Origin of the sequence: Actinoplanes sp. NPDC023714, assembly GCF_040639855.1 — a bacterium.
GTDB lineage: Bacteria > Actinomycetota > Actinomycetes > Mycobacteriales > Micromonosporaceae > Actinoplanes.
The window spans coordinates 120461-141573 of record NZ_JBFAAR010000013.1 but is presented as its reverse complement, the minus strand read 5'-3'; the positions used below and the strand labels follow the sequence as shown (position 1 = coordinate 141573).

Below are 21113 nucleotides of genomic sequence, written 5' to 3'. Positions count from 1 at the left end.
CACCCCCCGGTCAGGCACATCGGTGAACCAACTTACCCGCCCGGGCCGCGATGTGCGGGGGAGCATCCGTCCATTCCCGCCGATGCCTGGTGGGGCCGGGGCCGGCCGGAGCTGCTCTGGTCTCCGGCCCGGTCTCCTCGTCAGCGCTTCCAGAAAGGCTTGGCCTTCCGCGGCACCTCCTTCCGGTTGCCCTTCTCGCGGTTGTCCTCCTCGCCGCCGCCGCCGGCCTCGCCGCCGCCCGCCTCGGCGCGGCCTGGCTCGCCGCTGCCCGGCTTGGTGCCGCTCGGCTCGCTGTGGCCTGCCTCGCCGCTGCCCGGATTGGCGGCGCTCGCTCTTGCGGCAGCCGGCTTTGCTGCGAACTCGGTGAGCGCCCGCAACGCCGCCTCCCACTTCTCGTCGAGGGAGGCGCTGCCGCCGAGCAACTCCACCAGCTTGCGGAGACCGTCCACTTCGGGGGCGTGCACCGACGCGATCAGCACTTCCAGGCGGCTGGCCAGGTCGTCGAGCATGTCGCGGCGGTCGGCTACGGGCAGGGCGGCCGCCTGGCGCAGGCGGTCGGCCTCGACCATGGCCAGGTCGCGGAGCTCGGCCAGGGTCGTCCGGTTGTCTTCGAAGGACTGTGCTCCACCGGCTCGTGCGCCACCGGCCCGCCGGGAACGCGCGGCCATCGGCGACACGAAGCCGCGCGGTCCGCCGCCCGCAGCGGTGCCCATGACGCCGCCGGTGTTCGGGCCGCCGGCCCGCGGGCTGCTGGTGTTCGGGCCGCCGGCCCCCGGGCTGCCAGTGCTCGGGCCGCCAATGCTCGAGCCGCCAGCCCTCGGGCCGCCAGCCCTCGGGCCGCTGGCGTTCGGGTCGCCGGTTTTGGCGCGGACCGGGTTGAAGGCCGGGCCACCCGGCGGCGGGGCGGAGGGCAGCGGGCCGGGAGGCGCGGGCGGCATCGGGGGAGCGGATGCGGGCATCGCCATGGCGTCCGGCGCCGCGAACGGCGAGCCGGGCCCCGCACCGGCCAGGAACGCGGGTGACGCCGGGGCGGGGGCCGGCATCTCCCAGCCCGACGGCAGCTCCACCGGCTGGGTCACACGCTTCGTGGCGCCGGACTCGTTGACCACGCGCTGGTCGACCGCCACGAACGCGGTGAACCGGCACAGCACCCCGAACCGCAGCGACGTGCTGACGATCTCCTGCTCGACGTCGTGGTCGCCGGCCGCGTAGGCGTCCTCGAGATCACGCAGCCGGGCCCGTGCCCAGAGCGACGTGACGGCCGGCTCGGAGCGCTGGTGCACTGCGACGGCAGTGGTGAAGTCTTGGTCGTCGCGGGTGCGGCCGGTCACCGTGAGGGTGCCGCCCGGCGTGCCGGTGAAGCGGCCGGTGACGACGAGCGGGACGCCCGGGTAGAGGCCCGGCAGCCGGGCCGGGCTGCGGCTGCCCTCGGTGAGGGCGATGCCGTCGCCGGTGATCGTGAGCCCGGTGACGACCGGGGCGCCGATCCGCCGGTGGATGTGCTCCATCGCCTCGTCGAGCCGGTCCTCGCTCTCCACCAGCTCGGAGCGGCCGGCGCCGAGCGCGGCGAGCCGGCCGAGGAAGCCGGCGTTCACGGCGCGGTCGATGCCGACCGTGTGCACGCGTGTCGCCCCGATGAGCGGGCGGACCTCGCGCACGATCTGGTCCTCGTTGCCGACCTGGCCGTCGGTGACCAGCACCAGGACCCGGTCGCGCCCGGTGCTGTCGGAGAGCAGCGCCAGGCCGGTGGTCAGCGGCGAGAGCAGCTCGGTGCCGCCGCGGGCGTCGGCGCGGGTCAGGTGCTCGACCGCGCGGTACCGGTTGCGGTCGGACGCCTCGGACAGGCCGTCGGGGAGGCCCGCGGGGCGCTCGACGTGGTGGTCGAAGGTGAGCACGGCGAAGCGGTCGGCGCTGGTGAGCGTGTCGATGACGCGGGCCGCGGCGCGGCGGGCGGCCACCATCTTCCAGCCACCCATGCTGCCGGAGCGGTCGAGCAGCAGCACCACGTCCTTCGGCTTCGGCGGGGCCGCGGTCTCCGGCGGGAGGACCACGAGCTGGTACGTACCCTCGTCCCCCTCCTCGTCCGGGACCGCCACGGCCGACTCGGCCCCGGGCGCGTAGGCGAGCCGCAGCACGAAGTCGCGGTCGGCGCGCTCGCCCGGCTCGATCCGCAGCGTCCCGTCGTCGTGGGTGACGGTGTGCAGGCTGGAGCGCACCTCGCCGAGCTCGAGGCCGGCCGGGTCGACGCCGACGCCGATCGACAGCTTCAGCGGGTTGGGGAAGCCGGGCAGCAGCACCGGCGGGGAGATGCGCGACGCGTCCGGCACGGCGTCGGTGTCGGGGTGCTGGCCGTCGCCGGCGGCGGGGCCGGGGACCGGCGCGCCCGGGATGTAGCGCGGCGCCACCACGAGCGGGAACCGGAAGGTGGCCGCGCCGTCCTCGTAGGGCAGCGGGCCGGTCAGCCGCAGCCGGACCGTCACCCGCTCGCCCGGCATGATGTTGCCGACCCGCATGGTGAAGACGTCGGGCCGCTCCTCCTCGGCGATGGACGCGCGCTGCCCGGCGGCGATCGCCGTGTCGTATCGCTCGCGGGCCTCGCCGCGCTCCTGCAGCTCGGCCGTGACGGTGCGGTCGGCGGCGGTCATGGTCATGCCGGTGACGGCCGCGCGGTCGGGGAGCGGGAAGACGTAGGTCGCCTCGAGCGCGGTGTCGTGCGCGTTGACGAACTCGGTGGTCAGCTCGGTCCGCACGAGCAGGCCGCTGATCGAGGCGCGGACGTCGACGACGTCGAGCGGCAGGTTGCCGCGATCGGTGCGGAGCGTGCCGAGGCCGGCGCCGGGCTGCTCCCGGAGCCGCTCCCGCTCCGCCGTGCCCATCGGGTCGACTGAGATGATCATTCACTTCTCCCATCGGTCAGCCCACGGGACGCGAGCAGTTCGAGCAGGGGCCGGGCGGCCGCCGCGATCTCGTCGCGGCCGAGGCCGGCGGGTGGATCGGGCACCAGCAGGATCACGCCGTCACCGAGCGGGAAGCCGGTGAGCAGCGGCGGGGCGTGCGGGGCCGGGCCGGGGTCGTAGGTGGCGAGACCCGGCGGCGCCCGTCGCACCTCGACGGCCGGCGCCTGTTTCCAGAAGGGCTCCCGGGGTGTGGTGTCCGGGGTCTCCCCGTCGGCGGTCAGCAGGTCGGCGGGGACCCGGGACGCGGCCGCGAGGATCTCGTCGGAGGCGCCGGTCAGCTCCGCCTGGATCTCGGCGAGCGTCTTCCCGGCCGCCTGCCGCCGCTTGATCGCGACGAGTTGCAGCAGATGACGTGGCCCGTAGAGGGCGGTGCGCCCGCGGGTGCCGATCGGCCGGTCGACCAGGCCGATCGTCGCATACCACCGGATCGACCGGCGGTCGGGCAGGTCACGGACGCGTCCGTTGGGCGCGCCGGGGTATTCCGCGGCCAGCGCCGCGTGAGCCCGCTCGACCAGCTGATCCATCGTCCACATGCCGCAAGCTTGACACTGTCACGCTGACACTGTCAAGCTCGAAAGCCGAACGCCCGCCGCGGGCGACCCGCGACGGGCGATGGAGGAGAAGTGAAGAAGGAGAGGCGATGGAGGAGAAGAGAGAGGTGTCAGGAGTGGGTCCGGCCGTTCACCACCAGCTCGTAGGGCGCGTACTGCTCGACCGTCCCGGTCGGCTCGTCGTAGGCGACGATCGCCGCCACCTTCGGATAATTCCGGAGCCGGTCGAAATCCGACAGCGGCACGACCTTGGCCCGGGCCCGCCCGAGCCCGACCAGCGTGACGTGCCAGGCGTGCACCGGCGTCGGGCGAATCTGGGTCGGCGAGCGCCACCCCTCGAGTGATGCGGTGCCGATCTCCCGGTCGCCCACCGCGATGTCCGAGATGCGCCAGCCGCCCAGGTTGACGGCGTTGTCGCTGACGTAACGGAAGCCCAGGACGACCTGCTTGCCGGCATAGGCCGACAGGTCGAACCGCAGCGTCGCGCCGGACGCCTCGCCGGTGAGCGCGGCGCCGAGCGGCCCGGTCACCGTCGTGTCGCCGGCGAGCGGGCGATAGGTGCGGCCGCCGTCCGCCGACACTGTCACATAGCCGAAGTCGAAGTCCTTCTCCATCGTGTAGGAGGTGGTGAACCGCAGTTCCGGGTCCTTCGCCGGGACGTCGACCACCCGCGCCGCCACGGCGTCGGTGTCCGATTCGTTGCCCGAGAAGAGCCGGCCGGTCTCGGCGGTCCATTCCAGCGGGAGTGGCGGAAGCGTCGTCGCGCCCGTGAAGGCCACCGAGCGGAGCTCGGACGGTAGGCGTACGAAATCCGCTCCATTGGGCGGCGCGCCCGCCGCGCCCGCCGCACCCGGACTGCCGAGATTGATCGTCGAACGCAGGCTCGGCGCACTGACCTGCCCGCGGGTGGCGCCCTTCAGGACGCTGTCCGGCTGGTCGGTCGCCTTGTCCACCAGCGAAGACGTCTGGAAGTCGTGCAGCACGGCGTAAAGATCGGTGCCCTCGGGCAGCGCCGTGGCGACGGCGTCGAGGCCACGGTGCTTCGCGTCCCGGTGCAGAGCGGACAGGATCTTCGTGCCGAAGCGATCCCGGAGGTAGAGCATGAACTGGTAGGTGATGCCGTAGTCGGCGAGGACCGCGTCGGGGGTGCCTTCGTCCCAGAGGTTCAGCGAGTTCGAGGGGCCGTCACACGCCCGCGGATTCGGGTTGTATGCCGTCTTGACACTGCCGAACCCCTGGTAGCAGGCGAGGTGGAGATCGAAGCCGCGGTGGTGGACGCCGAGGTGCGAGTCGACGTACCCGGTCAGGGTCTGCGCGTAGTCGCTGAGCCCCTCGTCGACCCAGGTCTCCTCTTCCGGATCGGTGTAGTAGCTGAGCAGGTGCTGCCACTCGTGGGCGAACGTCGACTCGTACATCCAGGGCCGCGCCGGACGGCTGGTGCAGAGGTCGTCGGTGGGCACGTTCGCCGGATCCGCGCCCATCCGGTGCGCCCAGTCGAACGCGTCGATGGTCATCACGTTCCGGTCGAATAGCTCGTTGAGCTGCTCGGAGAAGAAACCCGAGATGTACGTCGGCCGCGCCGGGAAGTCGAAATAGTTGTCGTCGCGCACGTTGTCGACGAGGGTGACGGTCCGCTGTCCCGCGCCGGTGAAGTCGCCGTCGATCCCGGCCTTCTCCCCGGTGCGGTCCGGCGGCGTCGAGAAGACGGCCGTCTCCTTCGGGTAGATGGTCGTGTCGAACTCGTGCACCAGCGCGGCGACCTGCGCGTCGGTCACCTCGGTGGCGGCGGCGCCACGGCAGTCGCCGGCCGGGAACGCGAGATCCTTCGCCACCCACACCTCGATGTGCTCGCCGACCGCGCGCAGTTCGTAGTCCTTGCGGTAGACGTCGCTCTCCACCGCGTTCAGCCCGGCCCAGCTGCGCACGGTGCCCACCGGCGGCGTGTCGACCCGGGCCCGCCGGGGGGAGGGATCCCGCCGGCCCGACGGCGGGGGCTGGTAGGTGGCCGGCGGCAACGGTTCCCCGTCGAGCGTGAGGCGGGTCGGCGGCGGCATCTCCCGGGGGTCCGCGCCGATCATGGCCGCGGAGGGGGAGAGGAACGGCGAGGGCGGCGGCGAGGCGGACGCCGGAGACGGGAAGAATGGGATGGTAACGGCAATAGTCGCGAAGCTCGCAAATAGGGTACGCGTCACGTCTCGCGACGCTACCCGCGATCGCGAGATCGTGACGCCAACACCCACCGTTGTGGATCAGGAAACCTCCCGCCGGAGCACCCGCAGCGTGCCCAGGACCAGCGGAAGCACCACCCAGACCGCGACCGACACCCCGAACCGGGCCCACTCCCCGCCGGTCATGTCCGGCTCGGTCATGACCGCCGAGGTCACGTTGAGGTCGAGCCACTCCGAGGCGGTGCGCAGCCCGCTGATCATCTCGCCGAGGATGGTCCAGACCGTCGGCAGCGCGAAGTAGATGACGATGGCGAGGGGCGTGCTGAGCAGCAGCGCGCCGAACCCGATCCCCATCAGCACGAAGACCACCTGGAGCAGCAGGCCCTGCCAGACCAGGCTGCTGTCCAGCGACCAGGAGGCGTCGGCGCCGAGCAGCCCGGCGATCACATTCGCCACCGCGGCGAACAGGCCGGTCGCCATCGTGGCGGCGATCCCGACCAGCGTGCCGGCGGCGAGTTTCGCCAGCATCACCCGGCTGCGCGCCGGGACCAGGGTGAACGTGGACAGCGCGGTCCGCTGCGACCACTCGCTGGTGACCGAGAGGATGCCGAGCACCGGCAGCAGCACGGCCGACGGCAGCAACCCGAAGGTGAAGAAGGCCTCGAACGTCTGCTCGGCGTCCTCGGCCCAGCCCAGCAGGATCGCCGAGGTGCCGGCGGTGGCCACGCCGATGATGATCAGCAGCCAGAGGCCGGCCCGGGTGTCGGCGAGTTTGCGCAGCTCGACGAGGGTGAGACGGGTCAGGGGGATGCGCTGGTTCAGCACGGTGGTCATCGGCTGACCTCCTCGAGTCCGGTGGTGGTGGCGGTGAGCCGCAGGAACATCTCCTCGAGCCCGTTCGACCCGGCGGGCCGCAGCTCCAGCAGCACGACGCCGGCTCCGGCGGCGGCCTGGGCGATGGTCTGCGCGTCGGCGGGCACGAGCGTGGTGCCGTCGGCGGATTTCGTCGCGGTCAGGCCCATCCGGCCGAGCAGCGCGTCGAGCGCCGCCGGATCGGTCGCGCGCACCACCGTGCCGGCGGCGCTGAGCAGCTGATCCTTGTCACCCTGGGCCAGGATCTTCCCCTGTCCGATCACGACGAGCCGGTCGGCGACCGCCTCCACTTCACGCAGCAGATGGGAGGAGAGCAGGACCGTCCCGCCCCGATCCGCGAACTCCCGGAGCAGGCCGCGCATCCAGAAGATCCCCTCCGGGTCGAGACCGTTCGCGGGCTCGTCGAGGATGAGCACGGCAGGGTCGCCGATCATTGCGTACGCCAGACCGAGCCGCTGCCGCATGCCCAGCGAATAGGCGCGAACCCGCCGTTTGGCCGCGGTCCGGTCGAGCCCGACCCGGGCCAGGCGCTCCGGCACCCGGGCCGTGTCGAGGCCCATCGTGATGGCGGCCAGGGCGAGCGTCTCCCGGCCGGTCCGGCCGGCGTGCTGCGCGGACGCGTCGAGCAGCACCCCGACCTGCCGGCCCGGGTTGCCGAGCTGGCGGTAGGGCACGCCGCCGACGGTGGCGCGGCCGGCGGTGGGCGGGGTCAGGCCGCAGATCATCCGTAGCGTGGTGGACTTGCCGGCGCCGTTCGGCCCGAGGAAGCCGGTCACGGTGCCCGGCTCGCAGGTGAACGACACGTCGTCGACGGCGCGCTGGGCGCCGTACGTCCTGGTGAGGTTCTCGACCGTAATCATGCGACCAGCCTGCGGGCGGTGGGCCGGTGGCCGCGTCGGCCAAGAGTCGATGGCGCTGAATCGAAGTCGATACTTTGGTTACTACTTTGGTCGGTATCGGCGGCGTGCGGCGCGGCCGTATCGTCGAGCGCATGGGGGCATCGCAGGTCGAATACCGCTGGCTGTGGCCGTCCGCGCTCGCCGCGGATCCGGCCGGGCCGGTGCGGGCTCGGCGGTCCACCCGCGACTGGGTGGTCGACACGCTCTGCTTCCTCCTCGGCTTCGGCGCCACCGTCTGGCTCACCGTGGACCTGCTCGGCGCGCACCCCAGCCTGGCGCAGGAGGTGACCCGCGCGCCCACCTGGGTGGTGCTGGCCGACGGGGCGCTCAGCGCCGTCGCCGGGATCGCCCTGTGGTGGCGGCGGCGATTCCTGACGCCGCTGGCCCTCTACCTTCTCGTCCTCAGCTTCTTCTCGCTCGCGAGCGGCGTCACACTGGTGATCGTCGTGTTCACCGTCGCGGTGCACCGCCGGTTCACCGTGCTCGCCGCGTACGTCGTCGGGGTCTGGTGCGGCAACACGTCCTTCTCGTTCCTGCGCACCGAGATGGACGACGGTTTCTGGCCGACGTTCTGGTGGGGCAACGTGATGGTGATGATCGCGGCGCTGTGGGGCATGCTGGTCCGCTCCCGCCGCCAGCTGATCGTCAGCTGGCGCGACCGGGCCGAGCGCGCCGAGTCCGAGCAGCAGCTGCGGGTCGCGCAGGCCCGCGTGCTGGAACGCACCCGGATCGCCCGCGAGATGCACGACGTGCTCGCCCACCGGATCTCGCTGCTCAGCCTGCACGCGGGGGCGCTCGAGTTCCGGCCCGGCGCCCCGCCCGACGAGATCGCCGGTGCCGCCGCGGTGGTGCGGTCCAGCGCCAACCAGGCGCTGCACGACCTGCGGGCGGTGATCGGCGTGCTGCGCACCACGCACTCGGCGGACGACCCGGCGCCGGAGCGGCCGCAGCCCACGCTGAGCGCCCTGCCGGCGCTGGCCGACGAGTCCCGGTCCGCGGGCGTCAAGGTCCGGCTCAACGTCACGGCCGAGCCCGAGGCGGTGCCGCCGGTCACCGGGCGGGCGGCGTACCGGATCATCCAGGAGGGCCTGACGAACGCGCGCAAGCACGCGCGCGGGGTCGCCGTGTCGGTGGCCGTGCGCGGCGGGCCGGGCGACGGGCTGACCGTCGAGGTCCGCAATCCGCTGCCGGTCACCGTGCCGGACGCGCCGATCCCCGGCACCGGGATGGGTCTCATCGGTCTCGCCGAGCGGGCCACCCTGGCCGGCGGCCGGCTGGCGCACGGCCGGCACGGCAACGAGTTCGTCCTCTCCGCCTGGCTACCGTGGGAGGCGCCATGAGCCCGGAAACGCGGCTGAGTTGGGAGGCGCCATGAGCCCGCAAGCGCGGCTGCGCTGGGAGGCGCCATGAGCCCGGAACCGCGGCTGAGCTGGGGAGGCGTCATGAGGCAGAAAACCTGGCCGCCGGGGGAGGGGGCATGAGCGTGGAATCGCCGGTGCGGGTGCTGATCGTCGATGACGATCCGCTGGTCCGGGCCGGGCTGTCGATGATCCTTTCCGGCCACACCGACATGCGGGTCGTCGGGCAGGCCGGTGACGGTGGCGAGGTGCCGGCCGCGGTCGACGAGCACCGACCCGACGTGGTGCTCATGGACATCCGGATGCCCGGCGTCGACGGGCTGGTCGCGACCGAGCGGCTGCGGCGCCGGCCCGGGGCGCCGCAGGTGCTGGTGCTGACGACGTTCGACGCCGACGAGTTCGTGCTGCGGGCGTTGCGGGCCGGCGCGAGCGGTTTCCTGCTCAAGGACACCCCGCCCGTCCAGATCAAGGAGGCCGTGCTCCGGGTGGCGCAGGGCGAGGCCGCGCTCTCGCCGAGCGTGACCCGCCAGTTGATCGCCCACGTGGCGGCCGATCCGGTTCCGGCCCGTGACCGGGCCGGCGAACTGCTCGGGCGGCTCAGCGCCCGGGAGAAGGAGGTCGCCCTGCTCATCGCGCAGGGCAAATCGAATGCGGAGATCTCCGCCGACCTGCACATGTCGGTCGCGACGGTGAAGGCGCACGTGTCCCGGGTGCTCACGAAGCTCGACATGAACAACCGGGTCCAGGTGGCGCTGCTGGTCCACGACGCCGGTCTGGCCTGAGAAGCCCGGCCTATTCGAAGAGCGAGTGGTCCCGTCCGCCCTCGGCACGCTTGCGGGCCCGCCTGCGCATCTGCACCACCACGATGTCGATCGCGGCGGCCACGGCCCAGGCGGCGAGCAGCCAGCCCGGCACGGTCCAGCCGGCGCGGAAGAGCAGGACGGCGAGAACCGTGCAGACCACCAGGCCGAACGCGGCGAGGACGAGCCGCAGGTTCAGCGGGCTGTACGGCTCCTCGACGGTGCCGCGGCGTCCGTGTGGCTGCGGTCCGATGGGCATGCGGCGAGCCTACCCGCCGGTCGGGGTGCCGAAACCCGACCCTCCAAGATCGAGAACTTTCTATATCGTCAATCCGCTGTGGAGGCAATGATGGGAGACGGTCAACCCGTTCTTTAGGAGGCGCCAATGCCAGAGCAGGTCGCCGAGCGCCGCCTCGGCACGTGGCCGATCTTCGTGATCGCGGTCTCCGCGATGACGCCGCTCACCGTCGTGGCCGGGGCTCTGCCGCTCGGCTACGGGCAGGTGGAGGAGAAAGGTATCCCGGTCGCGTACATCCTGGTCGCGGCGGTGCTGGGGGTGTTCGCGGTCGGGCTGGCCGCGATGGCCCGGCATGTTCCGAACAGTGGCGCCTTCTATGCGTACGCGGCGTCGGGCATCTCCAAACCGGCCGGCGTCGGCACCGCGTTCGTGGCGCTGCTCGCCTACAACGCCATGCAGATCGGTCTCTACGGCGCGTTCGGCGTGGCCGCGCACAACGCCATGGCGATCTTCGGCATCCAGGTCTCGTGGGTGATCTGGGCCTTGCTCGGCTGGGCGCTGATCTCCGTGCTGGGCCGGCTGAACATCGATTTGAACGCTCGTATCCTGACCGTCCTGGTCTGCGCGGAAGTGCTGATCGTGCTGATCTTCGACTACGTGATGGTCACCCATCCGGCGGGCGGCGAGGTCTCGTTCGGGACGCTCAACCCGGGCCTCATCGCCAGCGCCGGCGGGGTGGCGCTGCTCGTCGCCGCGGTGGCCGGGATGGTCGGTTTCGAGGCGCCGCTCGTCTACGCGGCCGAGGCCAAGGACCCGCGGCGCACCGTGGCCCGGGCGATCGGGCTGACCCTGCTGGTGGCGGCCGTGCTCTACGGCGGCACCGCCTGGGTGATGTCGGTGGTGGCCGGGTACGACCAGATCGTCGCGATCGCCGGCGACCACCTCGACGACCTGTTCTTCTTCCTGCCCGACCCCTACCTGCCGGCAGTGATCATCGACCTCGGCCGGATCTTCTTCGCGACCAGCCTGTTCGCCGCGATGCTGGCCTTCCACCACACGGTCGCCCGCTACGCGCTCACCGTCGCCCGCGAAGGGGTGCTGCGCAAATCGCTGGCCGAGACCCGCGACGGGGTGCCGGTCACCGCCTCGTTCGCCCAGTCCAGCATCGCTCTCGCCGTACTCTTGCTCTTCGCCCTTTTCGGTTGGAACCCGACGACCGACCTGTTCTTCTTCGGCACGGTGTCGGGCGGCCTCGGCGTCCTGGTCCTCATGGTGATCGCGTCGGTGGCGGTGGTCCGCTACTTCCGCCGCGACGGCCACGGCGAGACCCGCTGGCGCCGCGCGATCGCCCCGTGGATCGCCGCCGTCTTCCTGGCGATCATCCTCCTGCTGACCGTCGCGTCCTTCGGCATCCTGCTCGACTCCTCCAACCCGCTCAAGGTCTGGGCGCCGCCGCTGGCCTTCCTGCTCCTCTTCATCGCGGGCCTGCGATGGGGCCGCAAGCTGCGGCGGTTCCGCCCCGATGTGTACGCCGTGATCGGCACCGGCCAGCCGCCCGCCGAGTGGTCCCCGGTCCCCGCGACAGACAAGTCCGACGACGATCCGGCCGCCACGGAGCCGCGGGACGCACAGCCGGCCGACAGCTCGCCAGAGTCGTCCACCGAGCCGTCCGGGAGCTCGCGGGAGTCGTCTGCCGAGCCGTCCGGGAGCTCGCGGCAGTCGTCTGCCGAGCCGTCCGGGAGCTCGCGGCAGTCGTCTGCCGAGCCAGCTGAGAGCTTGCGGGAGCCGTCTGCCGAGCGGGCCGATGCCTCCCCGGCATCGGCGACCGAGCCGGAGCGGCCGGTCGGTGAGGTGGGCGGTGAGGTGGGCGGTGAGGTGGGCGGTGATCCCGGGGGCGGGGCTGTCTCCGGTTCGGGCGTGCCCTCACCGCGGTCCGGGGCGGATGGGCCGGCGCCCGCCCGACAAGCGGCACCCCGGAAGCGCACGAGTCCGAGCCGGCGACCTGCCGAGCCCGCCGATGCCGCGGACGCCTCCCAGGTGATCGCCGAGAATGCCGCGGCGCCCTCGGAGAACGGATCGGCGCCGGGGCGGAGTGCGGCGCCAGGGCTCAATGCGGCGCCGGGTGGGAGTGCGTCGCCGGGGCGGGTACCGCGGGCCAGGCGCGCTCCGAGCGCGGAAGGCCTGGCCGGCGGGGAAAGTGATGAGGGCGGCTCGTCGGTCGGGGAGGGGCGCGACGTGAGCAGTGGGAATGAAGCGGGCGACGCGGCTGCGGGGAGTGGTGAGACCGGCGGTCCGCGGACTCCGCGACAGCGTTCGCCTCGTGGGCAGCGACCCGAGGGGCCGCGCACCACGGATACCGGAAACGCCGAGGAGTGACGGCCCGGCCCCGACGGCGGCAGCAAAGGCGGCGAAGGGTGGCGAAGAAAGCCGCGGCGAAGGAGGGCGGCTGCGAGGGAGAGCCGCGGCGAAGGAGGGCGGCGGCGGGGGAGAGCCGCAGCGAAGGAGGGCGGCGGCGAAGGAGAGCCGCAGCGAAAGGGAGAGGCGGCGGCGAAAGGGAGAAGGGCGGCGCAAGCGGGGTGGTTGTCAGGGGCGGGTCGGCCATAGGGGGTCACTCGCCTGCTCCTCGGCGTCTCTCATGGCCCGGAGGATGTTGCCCGAGGCCAGCTTGAGCAGATCAGGCTCGGACCAACCCCGCGCCGCTAATTCGCCCAAAAGGGCGGGATATCCGGACACGTCCGACAAGCCCGCCGGCACCTCCGGCGTCCCGTCGAAATCGCCTCCCAGGCCCACGTGGTCGACCCCTGCCACCTCCCGGGCGTGATCCACGTGGTCGGCCACCTGGGCGACCGTGGCCACCGGCTTCGGGTGGGCGGCCAGCCACGCGCGGAAGGCCGGCTCGGCGGCCGGGTCGGGGGAGGTGGCCACCGGGACCGACGACGACGGCTCGCCGGGGCGGGGGCAGCGCGGCCACGGCTCGGCGACGGGGGACAAGCCCAGGCGTTCCCACTCGGCGTCGGCGGCGGCTGCCCAATCGCGGGCTGCCGCGGACACGAAGGAGGAGACGAACGTCAGCTGGACCACGCCGCCGTTCGCGGGCAGGCGGGTCAGGACGTCGTCCGGGACGTTGCGGACGTGGTCGGTCACGGCGCGGGCGCCCGAGTGCGAGAAGATCACCGGGGCGTCGGCCTCGTCGAGGGCGGCGTGCATGGTCACCGGCGCCACGTGGGAGAGGTCGACGAGCACGCCGATGCGCTGCATCTCCCGTACGATCGCCCGCCCTTCGGCCGACAGGCCGCCCACCTGCGGAGGCGATGCTGCGGAGTCGGCCCAGGCGGTGTGATGGTTGTGCGTCAGGGTGACATACCGGACACCGAGGCGGGCCAGGGAGCGCAGCACGCCGGTGGACCCGGCCAGGCAGTGGCCGCCCTCGACGCCGATGAGGGAGGCGATCCGGCCGGCCGCCATGATCCGGGAGACGTCGGCGGCCGTGTAGGCGATCTCCAGTTCGCCGGGGTAGAGGGCGACCATCCGGTGCACGAGGTCGATCTGTTCGAGGGTGGCCGCGAGGGCCACGGGTTCGGGCAGGTCGGAGGGGACGTAGACGGACCAGAACTGGCCGCCGACCCCGCCCGCACGCAACCGGGGGAGGTCGGTGTGCAGGCCGGGCCGGGGCTGGTCGAGACCGGTGACGCTCGAACCGGACACGGCACGCAGCCGCATCGGCAGGTCGTTGTGCCCGTCAATGATCAGCGCCATCTCCCTTGCATAGCGGTCCGGGGAAACCACCGCAAGGGAGCGGCGACGCCCCGAACAGTCGGTGGACGACCCCCGGGACATGAGGATTCGCGAAAAAGTTTCTCTGCAACCCAGCGGCACCCGTTCGGGTCCTCGACCTGCAACCCAGGACCGGCAATCTCTTTTCCATGCCCGGCCGACAACGGCCGGACACACGGGGGAGGAATTCAGAATGCGACGTGCCAAGCTGCCGAAGCACCTGACAGCTCTGACCGCCGTTTTCGCGGGCGCGACCGCCGCGTTGGCGCCGGGTGCCGCCGCTCAGGCGGTCGCCATCAAGAAGACCAAGGGCACCAAGGAGATGTCGGTCCAGGCCGGTGACGACAGCTACACCTCGTCGTCCCGCGCGACCGCCGGTTTCGGCGCCGACGACAAGCTTGTCGCCGGCAGGTTGGGCAAGGACGTCAAGACCTCCTACATCAAGTTCACGATCCCGGCCGGCACCGATGTGTCGGACGCGAAGCTCTTCCTGCACCCGCTCGGCAAGCCGACCGGCACGATCACCATCGCCCGCGTCCTCGACAACTCGTGGACCGAGACCAAGCTGACCGCGGCCACCGCGCCGAAGACCGGCCTCGCGATCGCGAGCGTCACCCCGGGCGCCGGCGACACCCGCATCGGGTTCGACCTGGCCGCCGAGGTCTACGGCGCCGGCACGTACTCGTTCGCCGTCACCGGCACGTCGACCGTGAAGTTCCAGTCGTCGGAGAACTCGGCGAAGGGCGGCCCGGAGCTGACCTTCATGACGACGATCCCGGACACCGCGGCGAACACCGGGAACCAGGGCGCCGGCGCGCCGAAGGCCGGCACGAACTGCGTCACCGACGCGAAGCTCGTCCCCTCCTGCAACATCCTCTGGGGTGGCGCCGCGGGTGGCTTCACCGACGCGCCCCGCGACCTCGCGCTCAAGGACTGGGAGAAGCTGAGCGGCCGCACCGCGACGATCTTCCACCAGTACCACAAGGGCAACGAGCCGTTCCCGACCAAGGCCGAGATCGCCATGACCCAGGACCCGGCCAAGCCGCGGGTGCTGCTGGAGAACTGGAAGATCGCCTACGGCTCGAACTGGGCCAAGGTCGCGAAGGGGGAGCAGGACGCCCGCATCGACGCGTTCGCCAAGCGCGCGAAGGCGTACGGAAAGAAGTTCTTCCTGGTCCTGAACCACGAGCCGGAGAACGACGTCATCGCGAAGGCCGGTTCGGGCTGGGAGGCCAAGGACTTCGCGGCGATGTACCGCCACACCATCCTGCGTCTCCGCGCGCAGGGCGTCACCAACGTCGTCAACGTGATGGCCTACATGGGCAACGAGAAGTGGATGGCGCAGTCCTGGTGGAAGGACCTCTACCCGGGCAACGACGTCGTCGACTGGGTCGGCCTGGACTCCTACGTCTCGGTCGAGAAGGGCTACTACCACTTCGGCGACTTCGGTGACATCCTCGACCGCGCGCCGAAGGGTGGCACCGGGTTCTACGACTGGGCCGTCGCGAAGGCGCCGGGCAAGCCGTTCATGCTGGCCGAGTGGGGTGGCTACCACCGGGTCGGCAAGAAGACCGACAAGTCCGCCGTCTACAACGACGTCCTGCCCGAGCTCGCCAAGCGCCCCGCGATCAAGGCGATCGTCCACTTCGACACGAAGCACGACGACCAGGGCGACCGCGACATCAGCATCGACAGCACCACGGCGAGCCTCGCCGCCTTCAAGAAGCTGGCCGCCCACCCCGTCTTCAACGTGAAGATCGGCTGAACCACCCGACAGCGAGCGCCGCCCGGCATGTGCCGGGCGGCGCTTCTGCGTGCCCGGGAAAGTGCCTGAAAGATCAAGAGCCAGGCCCAAGGGTACGAGGGGAAGCACCGTTCTCGTTTTCGGAGGCGATGTCCGGGTCTGCCCGTGGATCACAGTAGACGCGCTCTCAGCCAGCGGAAATGACCCGTTGACACGATCGCAACGTGCTGCGAGCATTCCCGAAAAGGTTTTCGTGAATCTCTCGGGGCAGCCACCGCTCCGGGCGATTTTCCCTGCCCAGAAGAGGCGAAAGGCGTCCACTTGTGACAGCGCCCGCGATACCGAGATCCCATCGAGCAGCCCTGACCGCCGGCCTTCTCCTCGCCGGCCTCGCCGCCGTCCCGTCGCCGGCCGAGGCGGCCCCCAACAGCGGCACCCCGTACCCGGTCTTCACCGGCAGCGCCGACCCGATCCCCGACCAGCGCACCGGATACCACGCCCGCAACCAGCTCCAGGCCGTCTTCGACGCCGACGTCGCGGCCGGCGCCGGGAGCAGCACCGACAACGACTTCTGGATCGACCGGATGCTGGCCCGGACCGGCAACGCGCCGGGCGGCTCCAACGGTGACGCCAACCAGTACCTGTTCAGCCGCGGCCGCGCGGTCTTCATGAAGACCCACCAGCCGGGCGTGCTCGGGTTCGGCGGCGAGGTCGCCTACATCGAGTCGATCGCCGGCGGCCAGGGCGCGTACACGATCACCGCCTCGATCGGCGGCGCGGACGTGACGCTCACCGAGGACGCGGCGCAGCGCAAGCAGACGCCGAGCTACTGGCGGAGCGTCTTCGGCAACACCGCTTCCGGCCTGCGGGTCGTGCAGACGAAGTACATCACCGACCAGAACGTGGTGGTCACCGACCTCGAGGTGAGCAGCACCAACGGTGCGGCCAAGGACGTGCTGTTCACCGCGAGCTCGCCGTTCGCGCGGACCGTGGAGTCCGGCGACGGCGAGCTGACCGGCGCGGTCCGCTCGTTCAACAAGCTGACCGACCTGTTCCCGCGGTTCTCCGGCGACGGCTTCGCGCCGGTCGAGGGCACCCTGCGGCGGACCGTCGCGGTGCCGGCGAGCGGCACGGTCCGGACCAAGGTGCAGCTCGGCTTCACCGCCAAGGAGAATCCGGCCGCCACGACCGAGTACGTGAAGTTCCGCGACCTGGCGCCGGCCGCCGCCTACCAGGCGCACGTCACGGCGTACAACCGGTGGTGGGCCGAGAACGTGCCCTATCTCGACACCCCGGAGAACAACATCGACAAGACGTTGTTCTACCGCTGGTGGCTCATGCGCTTCAACTTCCTCGACGCGGACATCCCGGGCAACGACTACCAGTTCCCGACCGCGATGGAGGGTGTGCTCGGCTACAACAACGCGATCGTGCTGACCACCGGCATGTTCGTGGACGACCTCAAATACTTCCGGGACCCGGCCTACTCGTACGGATCATGGGTCTCCGCCGGTGAGGTCGCGAAGAGCTCGAAGTACGTCGACAACCCGGGCGACCCGGCCAACTGGTCGAACAGCTACACCGAGTACATCTCCGAGGCGGCCTGGCGCTCCTACCAGCTGCACGGCGGCCCGGCCGCGATCGCCGGGAACCTGGCCGAGTACGCCGAGAACGACGTGAAGGGCCTGCTCGAGGCGTACGACTTCGACGACAACGGGCTGATCGAGTACAGCTGGGGCGCGATGACCGGCAACGACGCCGACGCGGTGTCGTTCGACTGGCGGGCCGGCAACATGGACCGGACCGAGAGCGCCTACCTGTACTCGAACGCGAAGGCCTCGGCGGCCGCCTACCGGACCGCCGGGGACACGGCGAAGGCCGCCGAGATGGAGGCGTTCGCGACCCGGGTCAAGGACGCCGTGCTGGAGTACCTCTGGGAGCCGGCCCGCACGACGCCGGACGAGATGGGGCACCACGGCAACCTGCTCAAGCACCGGCACGTCGCCACGGACGCCCTGGTGCCGTGGAAAGAGATCAACAACTACTACCCGTTCTCGGTCGGGCTGATGCCGGACACGGCCGAGTACCGGGAGGCGCTGCGGCTGTTCGCCGACGACAGCCAGTACCCGATCTTCCCGTTCACCACGGCGAACCAGGCCGACAAGGCCGCCGCCGCGGCGCAGGGCGACCCGGGCAGCAACAACTTCTCGATCATCAACTCGACGGTGACGTTCCGGATGCTCTCGTCGGTGCTGCGCAACTACCCGACGCAGTACATCGACAAGGAGTGGTACAAGAAGCTGCTGTACTGGAACGCCTGGGCGCACTACCAGAACAACGGCGACAACCGGTACCCGGACCAGAACGAGTTCTGGGCGGACGGCTCGGCCGCGAACCAGAGCATCGGCTACCGCTCGTGGATCCACCACACGATCCTCGGCGCCACGAACTTCACCGTCATCGAGGACGCGATGGGCCTGCGCCCGCGCGACGACGCGAAGATCGAGCTGGACCCGATCGACATCGGCTGGGACCACTTCACCGCCAACAACATCAAGTACCGGGACCGGGACCTCACGGTCGTCTGGGACGCGCCGGGCGGCACCCGCCACTACGGCGACACCCCGGAGGGCTACTCGGTCTACCTCGACGGCGAGCTCGCGTTCACCGCGGACAAGCTCGGCAAGCTGATCTACGACCCGGCGACCGGTCAGGTCACCGCGGCGGCCGGGATCACCGTGACGAACGCGTCGCCGAAGAGCGTGAAGGCGCCGCAGGACGTCACCTTCGCGGCGGACGCGCGGGTCACCGACGTGATGGCCAAGGCCGGCATGAACGCCGCCGCGAACGTGGCGAAGGGCCGCCCGGTCACCGCCACCTTCTCCGCCTCCGGTCGCGCCCCGGCCGGCGCGGTCAACGGCACCACCGTGAACGAGCCGTTCTGGGGCACCGCCGGATCGCCGAACGCCACCGACGCGATCACCGTGGATCTGGAGGGCAAGCGGAAGGTCGACGACGTCCGGGTGCACTTCTACCGGACCTCCTCGTCCGCCACGGTCCAGGGCTACGCGCCGCCGGCGCAGTTCACCGTGGAGTACGACGACGGCGACGGCTGGAAGACCGTCCCCGCCCAGGCGCGGATCCCGGCATACCCGCGGGGCAACCTCAACCAGGTCCGCTTCCCCGAGGTCACCGCGGAGAAGCTGCGGATCACCGTGCACCACGCGGCCGGCGCGAAGACCGGCATCAAGGAGGTGCAGGCGTTCGACAGCGGGGTGGCCGCGCCGGACTCGCAGGACGCGAAGCCGCTCGCCGACGCGTGGGTGGACTCGACGTACCAGCAGGACGGCTCGGTCCGGCTGCTCGGCCTGGCGCAGGACGACGGCAAGCCGGGCACCGCGATCGCCTCGTCCTGGTCGGTCGTGGACGCGCCGGCCGGCGGCTCGGTGGCGTTCGAGCAGGCGAACGCGCCCACCACGATCGCCCGGTTCACCGAGTCCGGCCGGCACGTGCTGCGGCTGACCGTTCGCAGCGGTGACGAGACCTCGACCAAGGACGTCGTGGTGAACGCGTCGGCACTGGTCGAAGGCGAGATCAACATCGCCACCTCGGCTACCGCGTCGGCGTCGTTCACGGCCGGCTGGAACAACGTCAACGCCGTCAACGACGACAAGGCGCCGTTCTTCACCGGCGGGTCCAACCCGGACATCTGGGCCACCTGGACCGGGAACGAGCCGGCCACCCGCTGGCTGCAGTACGACTTCCCGACCTCGGTCCGGGTGAACCGCGCCTCGATCGACTTCTGGTCGGACAGCACCACCGGCGGCAGCGGCGTCTCCGTCCCGCAGAACTGGAAGATCCAGTACTGGGACGGCGCGGCCTGGCAGGACACCACCGGCGGCACCGGGTTCAACCCGGCCGTACGCGGGCGCACCAACGTGGTCACGTTCGACCCGGTCACCACGACGCGCCTGCGGGCCACCTTCAACGCCCTGCCGAACGCGGCCGGCAACCGCTGGTCGGCGGTCGGCGTCACCGAGTGGCGGGTCTTCGCGGCCCCGGCCAGCTCGATCAGGACCGTGGACGTGCGCACCCCGACCGGTGTGGTGCCGGCCCTGCCGGCGACCGTCGACGTGACCTACGCCGACGGCGCGGTGCTGCCGGTCGCGGTCTCCTGGAGCGCCGTCGAGCCGGAGCAGGTCGCCGAGATCGGCGACTTCACGGTCACCGGGTTCGTGGCCGGCACGTCGATCAGCGCCCGGGCCCACGTCTGGGTCCGCGGCAGCGCGCCGGTGCAGATCAACACGATCGACCCGGTCGCGGTCAGCACCCGGGTCGGGGTCGCTCCGGTCCTGCCCACCGGCGTCACGGTCGGCTACAACGACGGCTCGCGGCAGAGCGGCATCGGGGTGACCTGGCAGCAGATCGACCCGGCGTCCTACGCGAAGGAGGGCACGTTCGAGGTGACCGGGCAGGTGGCCGGCACCGACAAGACGGCGGTCGCCACGGTGACCGTCGGAGCGGGCGGACCGGAGGACACGACGCCGCCGGTCACGACGCTGACGGCTTCCCCCGACGCGCCCTGGACGAACACGAACGTGGCGGTGACGGCGTCCGCGACCGACAACAGCGACAAATCGCCCAAAATCGCTGTCAAGAGGGGTGACGCCGGATGGACCGACTACGCGGGTCCGATCACGGTCACCGACGAGGGCGAGCTGAAGATCCAAGCGAGGGCGACCGACGCCGCCGGCAACGTCTCGGCGGTGACCGAGCGGACCGTGGGCATCGACCGCACGATCCCCACGGTCAAGGCGGCCTTCGACGAGGACTCGCGGGAACTGACCATCACCGGAACCGACGCGCTCGCCGGCATCTCCACGGTGGAGTACCGCATCGGCACGGGCGCCTGGACCGCGGCGAGCGGCCCGGTGCAGGTCGGCTCGGCGGCGGCCACCGTCGAGTACCGCTCGGTGGACCGGGCCGGCAACACCTCGGCCGTCGGCACGCTGACGGTCGAAGCCGGTCAGGCGCCCGTGAACGTGGCCCGGACAGCCACCGCCTCGGCGTCCTACACGCCGGGCTGGGTCACCGCCGGCAACATCGCCGACGGGGTCACCCCGACCGGCCCGGTCGGCCCGAACACCGACGTCTGGAACACCTGGCCGCAGGTCGGCGAGCAGTGGATCCAGCTGGACTGGTCGTCCCCGGTCACGGTGGACCGTTCCCGGATCTGGTTCGCCGAGGACCTCGACGACACCGGCGCCGGGGTCGCGCCGCCGTCCGCCTGGAAGATCCAGCACTGGGACGGCGCGGCGTGGAAGGACGTGACCGGCGCGAGCGCCTACGGCACCTCCGCCACGGCGTGGAACACGGTGACCTTCGACGCGGTGACCACGACGAAGCTGCGGGCGCTGCTCACGGCGGCGGGCACCGAGGAGGGCAAGGGGTCGCCGGGGGTCCAGGAGTGGGAGGTCTACGACGTACCCTCGCCCGCTCTTGATCTTGAAGTGACGGCGAAGTCGCAGTGCCTCGGCAAGAACGCGTACGTGGCGGTCACCGCGAAGAACACCGGCGACGAGCCGGTCACCGTCGAGCTGGTCACGCCCTACGGATCCCGGACGGTCGCGAATGTGGCGCCCGGCAAGTCGGCATACCAGAGCTTCAACAGCCGGACCGGGTCGATCCCGGCCGGCGAGGCCGGTGCCGGCGGGATCGAAGCCTCCTACGACGCCATCAGCTGCGGATAGA

General features: G+C 71.5%; 12 protein-coding genes. 5 read left to right on the top strand and 7 right to left on the bottom strand.

The genetic code is table 11. The annotated features are described in order from the left end of the window. Positions 1-140 precede the first annotated feature (140 nt). The 5 genes from AB0G10_RS38580 to AB0G10_RS38560 form a co-directional block, all read right to left on the bottom strand. A complete protein-coding gene (locus tag AB0G10_RS38580) occupies positions 141-2897 on the bottom strand; it encodes a VIT domain-containing protein (RefSeq protein ID WP_360933788.1) in 2757 nt (918 codons plus the stop codon). Further along, positions 2894-3490, bottom strand: coding sequence for a MerR family transcriptional regulator (locus AB0G10_RS38575; protein ID WP_360933785.1), 597 nt, complete (start codon positions 3488-3490; stop codon positions 2894-2896). The genes AB0G10_RS38580 and AB0G10_RS38575 overlap by 4 nt, the downstream gene beginning before the upstream one ends. A gap of 128 nt (positions 3491-3618) precedes the next feature. After that, positions 3619-5586 (bottom strand): peptidase M6 immune inhibitor A, encoded by a 1968-nt coding sequence (locus tag AB0G10_RS38570; RefSeq protein WP_360933782.1) that lies wholly within the window; start codon positions 5584-5586, stop codon positions 3619-3621. Between the two features lie 171 nt (positions 5587-5757). Further along, positions 5758-6510: an ABC transporter permease gene (locus AB0G10_RS38565; protein ID WP_360933779.1), complete on the bottom strand. Its 753-nt coding sequence runs from the start codon at positions 6508-6510 to the stop codon at positions 5758-5760. Beyond that, complete coding sequence (locus AB0G10_RS38560; RefSeq protein ID WP_360933776.1) at positions 6507-7409, bottom strand: ATP-binding cassette domain-containing protein; 903 nt, start codon at positions 7407-7409, stop codon at positions 6507-6509. The genes AB0G10_RS38565 and AB0G10_RS38560 overlap by 4 nt, the downstream gene beginning before the upstream one ends. A gap of 131 nt (positions 7410-7540) precedes the next feature. Between AB0G10_RS38560 and AB0G10_RS38555 the strand changes: the two genes are divergently transcribed. Further along, complete coding sequence (locus tag AB0G10_RS38555) at positions 7541-8788, top strand: histidine kinase (RefSeq protein ID WP_360933773.1); 1248 nt, start codon at positions 7541-7543, stop codon at positions 8786-8788. Positions 8789-8925: 137 nt separating this feature from the next. Then, the gene (locus AB0G10_RS38550) at positions 8926-9588 is read left to right on the top strand and encodes a response regulator transcription factor (RefSeq protein WP_360933770.1); all 663 of its coding nucleotides are present in this window, start codon (positions 8926-8928) and stop codon (positions 9586-9588) included. Positions 9589-9598: 10 nt separating this feature from the next. Here the strand turns inward: AB0G10_RS38550 and AB0G10_RS38545 are convergent, their stop codons facing one another. Further along, positions 9599-9865, bottom strand: coding sequence for a hypothetical protein (locus AB0G10_RS38545; RefSeq protein WP_360933768.1), 267 nt, complete (start codon positions 9863-9865; stop codon positions 9599-9601). A 126-nt stretch (positions 9866-9991) separates the two neighbouring features. Here AB0G10_RS38545 and AB0G10_RS38540 point away from each other — a divergent pair, with 126 nt between their 5' ends. Next, on the top strand, positions 9992-12220 hold the full coding sequence (locus AB0G10_RS38540) for an amino acid permease (protein WP_360933765.1): 2229 nt from the start codon (positions 9992-9994) through the stop codon (positions 12218-12220). Positions 12221-12427: 207 nt separating this feature from the next. Here AB0G10_RS38540 and AB0G10_RS38535 read toward each other — a convergent pair whose 3' ends face one another. Further along, the gene (locus tag AB0G10_RS38535; protein WP_360933762.1) at positions 12428-13600 is read right to left on the bottom strand and encodes a dipeptidase; all 1173 of its coding nucleotides are present in this window, start codon (positions 13598-13600) and stop codon (positions 12428-12430) included. A 211-nt stretch (positions 13601-13811) separates the two neighbouring features. On the opposite strand from AB0G10_RS38535, the gene AB0G10_RS38530 reads away from it, so the two are divergent. Together AB0G10_RS38530 and AB0G10_RS38525 are read left to right on the top strand one after the other, a co-directional pair. Beyond that, positions 13812-15383, top strand: coding sequence for a DNRLRE domain-containing protein (locus tag AB0G10_RS38530; protein WP_360933759.1), 1572 nt, complete (start codon positions 13812-13814; stop codon positions 15381-15383). A 302-nt stretch (positions 15384-15685) separates the two neighbouring features. Then, the gene (locus tag AB0G10_RS38525) at positions 15686-21112 is read left to right on the top strand and encodes an Ig-like domain-containing protein (RefSeq protein WP_360933757.1); all 5427 of its coding nucleotides are present in this window, start codon (positions 15686-15688) and stop codon (positions 21110-21112) included. Position 21113 lies beyond the last annotated feature (1 nt).

Excerpts from the sequence above, each read along its gene's own strand:
- AB0G10_RS38580 (WP_360933788.1), bottom strand. The coding sequence starts at position 2,897 with ATGATCATCTCAGTCGACCCGATGGGCACGGCGGAGCGGGAGCGGCTC.
- AB0G10_RS38575 (WP_360933785.1), bottom strand. The coding sequence starts at position 3,490 with ATGTGGACGATGGATCAGCTGGTCGAGCGGGCTCACGCGGCGCTGGCC.
- AB0G10_RS38570 (WP_360933782.1), bottom strand. The coding sequence starts at position 5,586 with ATGATCGGCGCGGACCCCCGGGAGATGCCGCCGCCGACCCGCCTCACG.
- AB0G10_RS38565 (WP_360933779.1), bottom strand. The coding sequence starts at position 6,510 with ATGACCACCGTGCTGAACCAGCGCATCCCCCTGACCCGTCTCACCCTC.
- AB0G10_RS38560 (WP_360933776.1), bottom strand. The coding sequence starts at position 7,409 with ATGATTACGGTCGAGAACCTCACCAGGACGTACGGCGCCCAGCGCGCC.
- AB0G10_RS38555 (WP_360933773.1), top strand. The coding sequence starts at position 7,541 with ATGGGGGCATCGCAGGTCGAATACCGCTGGCTGTGGCCGTCCGCGCTC.
- AB0G10_RS38550 (WP_360933770.1), top strand. The coding sequence starts at position 8,926 with ATGAGCGTGGAATCGCCGGTGCGGGTGCTGATCGTCGATGACGATCCG.
- AB0G10_RS38545 (WP_360933768.1), bottom strand. The coding sequence starts at position 9,865 with ATGCCCATCGGACCGCAGCCACACGGACGCCGCGGCACCGTCGAGGAG.
- AB0G10_RS38540 (WP_360933765.1), top strand. The coding sequence starts at position 9,992 with ATGCCAGAGCAGGTCGCCGAGCGCCGCCTCGGCACGTGGCCGATCTTC.
- AB0G10_RS38535 (WP_360933762.1), bottom strand. The coding sequence starts at position 13,600 with ATGGCGCTGATCATTGACGGGCACAACGACCTGCCGATGCGGCTGCGT.
- AB0G10_RS38530 (WP_360933759.1), top strand. The coding sequence starts at position 13,812 with ATGCGACGTGCCAAGCTGCCGAAGCACCTGACAGCTCTGACCGCCGTT.